The 7,292-nt window shown below is 68.8% G+C and carries 6 protein-coding genes and 1 pseudogene; 6 read left to right on the plus strand and 1 reads right to left on the minus strand.

All coding sequences use genetic code 11. The features are described from left to right. The first annotated feature begins 82 nt into the window (after positions 1-82). The 6 genes from VGS97_RS21105 (at position 83) to VGS97_RS21130 (ending at position 6,525) form a co-directional block, all read left to right on the plus strand. Positions 83-1,405, plus strand: coding sequence for a hypothetical protein (locus VGS97_RS21105; protein WP_326855338.1), 1,323 nt, complete (start codon positions 83-85; stop codon positions 1,403-1,405). A gap of 3 nt (positions 1,406-1,408) precedes the next feature. After that, positions 1,409-2,359 carry a class E sortase gene (locus VGS97_RS21110; RefSeq protein WP_326855339.1) on the plus strand — a complete coding sequence of 317 codons (951 nt, stop codon included), beginning with the start codon at positions 1,409-1,411 and terminating at the stop codon, positions 2,357-2,359. 347 nt (positions 2,360-2,706) lie between these two features. Next, the gene (locus VGS97_RS21115) at positions 2,707-3,531 is read left to right on the plus strand and encodes a phosphate ABC transporter ATP-binding protein (protein WP_326855340.1); all 825 of its coding nucleotides are present in this window, start codon (positions 2,707-2,709) and stop codon (positions 3,529-3,531) included. Between the two features lie 281 nt (positions 3,532-3,812). Beyond that, on the plus strand, positions 3,813-4,499 hold the full coding sequence (locus tag VGS97_RS21120; RefSeq protein ID WP_326855341.1) for an MHYT domain-containing protein: 687 nt from the start codon (positions 3,813-3,815) through the stop codon (positions 4,497-4,499). A gap of 209 nt (positions 4,500-4,708) precedes the next feature. Then, the gene (locus VGS97_RS21125) at positions 4,709-5,752 is read left to right on the plus strand and encodes an ATP-binding cassette domain-containing protein (RefSeq protein WP_349262204.1); all 1,044 of its coding nucleotides are present in this window, start codon (positions 4,709-4,711) and stop codon (positions 5,750-5,752) included. Then, on the plus strand, positions 5,749-6,525 hold the full coding sequence (locus tag VGS97_RS21130; protein WP_326855343.1) for an ABC transporter permease: 777 nt from the start codon (positions 5,749-5,751) through the stop codon (positions 6,523-6,525). Before VGS97_RS21125 ends, VGS97_RS21130 begins: the two co-directional genes overlap by 4 nt. A gap of 259 nt (positions 6,526-6,784) precedes the next feature. On the opposite strand, the pseudogene VGS97_RS21135 reads toward VGS97_RS21130, so the two are convergent. Further along, positions 6,785-7,292: pseudogene (locus VGS97_RS21135) on the minus strand (hypothetical protein); the annotation flags it as partial.

Here is a 7,292-nt window from a genome sequence, read left to right on the forward strand (position 1 = left end):
GGGCAGCGCAATTGCCCGGCTACCCCCGCCCCCATTGTTCCGCATGTACTGCTTTAAGCCTCCGGAGAACACTGTGACATCGATGAACAGGACGACGCGAACGCGATCCTCCGGCAGGCTCGCCGCGTCCAGAATCGCCACCGCCAGAATCGCCACTGCCGGACTCGCCACCGCCCGGCGAGCCACCGCCAAAATCGCCGCCACCAAGTTCGCCAAGTTCGGCACTGCCAAGTTCGGCACCGCCATCGCAACGACCGCAGCCAGAACCGCGATCGCCATCACGCTGGGCGCCCTGCTCACCGCCATCCCCGGCGCCGCGCCCGCCGCGGCGCTCACCGCCGCCACGCTCACCACCGCCTCAGGTCCGAGCGCTCCCGGTTCGAGCGCTCCCAGCATCAGCACCCCCGGCACGAGCCCCAACACCGCCACGTTCGGCATCCAGCCGGCCACCGGAGAGAAGCCCGACAGCCGCGCCCGCCTGACCTACTCGGCGACGCCCGGCGCGCGGATCTCCGACCACATCGCGGTGCAGAACTTCAGCACTCAGCCGCTGCAACTGCACGTGTACGCCAACGACGCGTTCAACACCGCCGACGGCGGCTTCGACATCCAGGCCGCGGCCATCGCGCCCACGGACCTCGGCGCGTGGGTGCACCTGGCGGGCAGCAACTTCATCACGGTGCCAGCGCGTGCCATCGTCATCGTGCCCATCACGGTCATCATCCCGGTCAACGCGACGCCGGGCGACCACGCGGGCGGCATCGTCGCCGGTCTCAACCGGATCGCCACCGACGCCAAGGGTAACCGGGTCAACGTCGAGGAGCGCGTCGGCACCCGCATCTACATCCGCGTCCCCGGCGCCCTCTCCGCCGCGCTCACGCTGACCAACGTCAAGACGACGTACCACAACTCGTGGAACCCCTTCGGCGCGGGCAGCGCGACGGTGACTTACACCGTGCGCAACACGGGGAACGTGCGGTTGGCCGGTGCCCTGCACATCAGCGTGAGCAGCTTCGCCGGCGGCACCCACCAAGCGGTCAACGTGCCGAACCAGGCGGTCAACGTACCGAGCTTCAAGGAGTTGCTGCCGGGGCAGCAGATCAGCTACTCGTCGCAGATCGGCGGCGTGCTCCCGTCGTTCGTCATCACCGGCCGGGTGACCGTCGACCCGTCGGCGCTGCCCGGCGACATCGACCCGAAGGCGTCCAGCGTCTCGGGTTCCGCCTCCACGATCAGCATGCCGTGGGCGCAGCTCATCGTGGTCCTGCTGCTTGCCGGCCTCGCCTTCGAGTTCTTCCGCCGCCGCCGCAGGCCCGCCACTGCGCCTGCCTCCCCGGCGAAGAAGTCCGCCGCCGGGGCCGGCGCGGCGAAGGCCGGCGCGGCGGGCGTCAAGACGGGAGGCTGATCCGTGTCGCTCACCCTGGAGTCCGCCGAGGCCGCCGAGCCGGAACCCGAACCCGAGCCGTCCGGGCGGGAGGCCGAGCCGCAGCCCGCCGCCGCGCCGGCGGCGCCGGCCGACCGCGTCGGCATGTGGTTCGTCGGCGTTTCGCTGACCGTGCTCGGCGCGCTGCTGATCGGCTTCCTCGCGGACGTCTGGGTGATCGGCTCGCTGCGGCACAGCCGGGACCAACAGGTGGAGTACGCGGCGTTCCGCTACGCGCTGGCCAACGCGAGCGCACCGGTCGGCCCGCTGGACACGAACGGCAGGGTGGTCGCGATCGGCACCCCGGTGGCCCTGCTGGAAATCCCCGAACTTGGGATGCGTCAGGTGGTCGCCGAGGGCACCTCGTCGTCGGTGTTGATGTCCGGCCCCGGCCACCTACCCGGCACGGTGCTGCCCGGCCAGGCCGGAATCAGCGTCATCATGGCGCGGCGCGTGCTGTACGGCGGACCGTTCCACTACCTCGACCAGATGCACGCCAACGACACGTTCACCGTGACCACCGGCCAAGGTTCGAGTACGTACCGCGTCATTGACGTAAGGCGCGCGAACGATCCGTTACCTCCAGACCTGAAGGTCAATCAGGGACGCCTGACGCTGATGACCGCGGACGGCGACGCGTACATCCCCACGGACATCCTGCGTGTGGACGCGGAGCTGATCTCCAAGGTCCAGCCCACTCCGTCCCGGCTGTTCGACACCAACCCGCCGAACGAGAACGCCCTGGCAGGCGAGCCCGCTGCCTGGATGCCGCTCGTGCTCTGGGCGCAGGCTCTCGTCCTCGCCGCGATCGCGCTGACCTGGGCGCGGCTGCGCTGGGGCGCACGGCAGGCCTGGCTCGTCGGCGTCCCGACGCTGGGCATGCTCGGCCTGGCCGTCGCCAACGAAATCGCCCGCCTCCTACCCAACCTCATCTAGCGACCCGATGAAGATCTTGAAAACGCGCCCGGCTCATTTCGGCTTGCCGGCTCGATATTCGCTGGCGAACCGGAGCGAACCGGTCGGCCTGAGCAAGATCTTCAGTGCACTCCTAAGGGCTGTTCGAACTATGGGGAAGCAGTCGCGTCGCCAGTCGCGCGCTCGCCGCGTTGCCGGGCCGTACACGGACCCCAGTCCCAGCACGGCCCCCCACCCAGCGCTCGCACGCGCCACGCGTCGCACCTTGGTCCGACTCCACAGCTCAGGCACCCCCTAGCCCCGTATCCCTCGGCCAGACAGCCCCACCGCCCGCGCCTTCATCTCACCCCCGTTCCGGAGCCCGCCGCATGTCCGACCCGACTGCCCTCCTGACCCCCGTAGCCGCCACGGCCGCGCCCCTCGCCGGACTGGAGGCCCGCTCCATCTCCGCCTGGTTCGGCGAGCGCAAGGTGCTCGACCGGGTGTCGCTCAGCATGCCCGCCGGCCGGGTGACGGCGCTGATCGGCCCGTCCGGCTGCGGCAAGTCCACGTTTCTGCGCATCCTCAACCGGATGCACGAGCTCATACCCTCCGCCACGCTCGCGGGGGAGGTGCTGCTGGACGGCGTGGACGTCTACGACCCGCAGCGCCGCTTCACCGAGGTGCGCGCGCACATCGGCATGGTCTTCCAGAAGCCGAACCCGTTCCCCGCCATGTCGATCTACGACAACGTCACCGCGGGACTCAAGCTCACCGGCGCGCGCCTCAGCCGCTCCGAGAAGGACGCCCTTGTCGAGTCCTGCCTGATCAAAGCCGGCCTCTGGAACGAGGTGGGCGACCGGCTCCGGCAGCCCGGCGGCGCGCTGTCCGGCGGCCAGCAGCAGCGCTTGTGCATCGCCCGCTCGCTCGCGGTCAGCCCCCGCGTGCTGCTCATGGACGAACCCTGCTCGGCGCTCGACCCGACCTCGACTCGGCGCATCGAGGAGACCATCCGCGAACTCGTGCACGAGGTCACCATCGTCATCGTCACGCACAACATGCAGCAGGCGGCCCGAGTCTCCGACCAGTGCGCGTTCTTCCTGGCCGAGCAGGGGGCGCCCGGCCGCATCGTCGAGCACGGCACCACAGCCGCCATGTTCGGCGCTCCCACGGACCCGCGCACCGCCGACTACATCCACGGCCGCTTCGGTTAACCCGTTCGTCGGCTATTTCCCACTCTATACCATTAGGTCGCTTTTCGTCACTTCACGGTCATGCGTCAGCACGTTGACTTGATCGAGGCGGACCGGATAGCGTGACTCGCGCGGTACGGCCTGGGAACGCCATGCCGCGGTTTCCACATGTGGGGGGAATAATCATGCACGCCGCTTCATCGATGCTTTCCATGCAGATGCATGGATATATAAACGGTCCGAGCACTCCATTGCTCGCCTACACCATGTCCTGCATAGGTTCCGCACTAGGTCTTTCGGCCATGTCGCGCGCCCGCGCCACCAAGGGATTCGTCCGCTGGCGGTGGCTGGCTCTCGCCGCGGTGTCGATCGGCGGCACCGGGATCTGGGTGATGCACTTCATCGCCATGCTCGGATATGACATCACGGGTGTTGAGATCACCTACGACCTGCCGACCACGATCATCAGCATGATCATCGCCATCGTCGTCGTCGGAGTCGGGTTGACGATCGTGGCCGGCCGTTCGACTGTGCGGGCGCTGCTCGGCGGTGGTGCCATCACCGGCGGCGGAGTCGCGAGCATGCACTACATGGGCATGTCGGCGATGCGCATGGCGGCCGGCGTGCAGTACCGGCCGCTGATCGTGCTCGCGTCCGTGATCATCGCCGTGGTCGCCGCCACCGCGGCGCTGTGGGCCGCGATGAACATCCGCGGCATCTTCGCCACCATCGGCGCGGCACTCATCATGGGCGTCGCGGTATGCGGCATGCACTACACCGGAATGGCGGCGATGGTCGTATATTCGGCCCCCGCCCCGGACTCCATGGGCATGTCGGCGAACCAGTTGCTCGAACCGCTGATCGAGGGCATCAGCCTGACCACGATCGTGATCCTCTTCGTGGTGGGTCTCGCCGCCACCGAAAACGACCTGCGGCAGCAGGCCGAAATCAGCGCCGACCTGCAAAAGCTCGCCGACCGGCAGAAGTAGCCGCGCCGTTGTCGGCGCCGTGCCGTAGCGTTTCCCGCAACAGTTCGACAACCAACCCAAGCACCACCAGCAACCACACCACACCGACACCACACCCACCCCGGAGGCAGCCGATGGCGGATTCACCCAGTACCGACGCGCCATCGGTCGACGCACCGGCGGACACCTCGGCCGGCCCGCCGCACGCTCAGCAGCCCTCGACCGAATCCATGATCGAGGTCACCGGCCTGGCCAAGAAGTTCAAGACCAAACGCGGCACGGTCGAGGCGGTGCGCGGCATCGATCTGACGGTCCGTCCGGGCGAGATCGTCGGCTTCCTCGGACCTAACGGAGCGGGCAAGACCACCACGCTGCGCATGCTCACCACGCTGCTCGAACCCAGCGGCGGCACCGCCACCGTGGCCGGGGCGGACCTGCTACGCCAGCCGGGCGAGGTACGCAAACGGATCGGCTACGTGGCGCAGACCGGCGGCACCGACGGTGCGTGTACGGTCAGCGAGGAGCTGATCACCCAGGCCGAGCTGTACCGGCTCGGCGGCGCCGAGGCCCGCGAACGCTGCTCGAAACTGCTCGTGCAACTGGACCTGGCCGGCCTTGAAGACAGGTTCGTCAAGACCCTGTCGGGCGGCCAGAAGCGCCGGTTGGACATCGCGCTGGGCCTGGTGCACTCCCCGCGGCTGGTGTTCCTCGATGAGCCGACCACCGGCCTCGACCCGCAGAGCCGGGCGTACCTGTGGACGCACGTGCGCCGACTGCGTGACGACCTGAACACCACGGTCTTCCTGACGACGCATTACCTCGACGAGGCCGACGCGCTCTGCGACCGGATCCTGATCATCGACTTCGGCCGCATCGTGGCCGAGGGCAGCCCGGAGGAACTCAAGCACCGCATCTCCGGCGACCTGGTCACGATCGAGCTGAACGGCGACCGCGACCCGGCGGTGGCACTCGCAGCGCTCGACGGCATCGAAGGTGTGCGAGACAAGACCGTCCACGGCCGGATCCTCCGGGTGAACGTGGACGCCGGCGGGCAGCAGTTGATGGGCATCATGCGCACGCTCGACGCCGCGGGCGTGCCCATCGCGTCGATCCAGCTGGCCCGCCCCACCCTCGACGACGTGTTCCTCACCCTCACCGGCCGCTCGCTGCGCGACGACAGCCCGAGCCCCGGCGCGGACCAGGCGAACCAGGAAGCCGCCGGCGACGAGGGCGCCCAGTCGCAGTCCGGAACCGCAACCGGGAGTGCCCGATGAACTTCACCAGCACGCTGCGCGACACCCTGCTGATCTTCCGCCGCCAGCTGCGCCTCTCGCTGCGCAATCCGGCCTGGCTGATCATCGGCGTGATCCAGCCGATCCTCTACCTGACCCTGTTCGGCCCGCTGGTCAAGCACTTCGTCAGCTCGCCGAGCGCCGCATCCGACGTGGCGTGGCGCATCTTCGTGCCCGGACTGCTGGTCCAGCTCGGCCTGTTCGGCTCGCTGTTCGTCGGCTTCGCCATCATCGCCGAGTGGCGGGCCGGCGTGATCGAGCGCATGCGGGTCACCCCGGTCAGCCGCTTCGCCCTGCTGTTCGGCCGCGTGATGCGCGACGCGATCGCACTGCTGACCCAGTCGGTCATCCTGGTGCTCACCGGCCTGATCATGGGCCTGCGCGCCCCGGTCGGCGGCATCCTGCTGGCGCTGTGCTTCGTGCTGGTGCTCTCGGTCAGCATGTCCTCGCTGTCCTACGCGGTCGGCTTGGCCCTCAAGAGCGAGGACGCCCTCGCCCCGCTGCTCAACTCGGTGGCGATCCCGATCCTGCTGCTCTCCGGCATCCTGCTCCCGCTCACCGAGCAGTCCGCGCCGACCTGGCTCTACGATCTGTCCCGCATCAACCCGTTCCGCTACATCGTGGACGCGATGCGCGAGGTCTTCCTCGGCAGCTACGCGGACGGCACCGTGCTCTGGGGCATTCTCGTCAGCCTGGGCCTGGCTGTCGTCTGCGTCATGGCCGGCGTCCGCCGCTTCCAAATTGAAAACGCCTGACAACGCCTCCGGCTGGCTGACCGGCTCCACTCCACGCCGACCCCCTCCGCACCGGTCGGACCTACTCGTCATGCCTGGCCGCCTTCGGCAGCGGGGTGAAACCGGAGAGCAGAGCCTTGGCATCGCGCAGCACGGTCGCCGTCGGGTCGTTCTACGTCGGTGTGGTGGTCGCCGTCGTCGGCTTTGCGGGTGCGTACTCGTGGCGAGTAGGGGTATCGAGGCGCGTCCGCTCGCCAGCACGTCACTGATCGTCAGGGTACTAAGAAGTCCGGTCGTCCTGACCTCGACCGACCGGCGGGAGAGACGGATCGTGACCATCATGCCGCTTGGACGTGGCGCCCTGCGCCTGCGCCTGCGCCTGTGCTTGGGCTTGGGCTTGGGCCTGGGTTCTGCCCTGAATCCAGAGCCCTGAGTCGGCGTCCCAGCGCAGGAGTGTGTTGTCGAACCGCTGCGCGTCGAGGTCCAGGCCCGCAAAGGCGTCCCATGACTCTGGTGGCCAGAGGGACTCGTCTCGGGGGAGCAGCACGCTGACGCGGGGCGGCTGGACCGGGATCGGTCGCATGCCCGCGAGCGCGGCGTGGCGGCGTTGTTCGGCCCAGCGGCTGAGCAGCTCGGCGAGTGCGGGCGGGGCTTGGTCGGCGAGTTCGTGGAACAGTGCCCTGACGAAGGTCGCGCTGACGGCGACCAGCGCGGGGTCGGCCTCAGCGCTGTCCGCGGCGGCGAAGGTGAAGTAGGCGCTTGAGGTGTCGTCCGAGCGCCAGGAGTCC

The sequence above is a fragment of the Actinocrinis sp. genome, from assembly GCF_035946395.1.
Lineage (GTDB): Bacteria > Actinomycetota > Actinomycetes > Streptomycetales > Catenulisporaceae > Actinocrinis.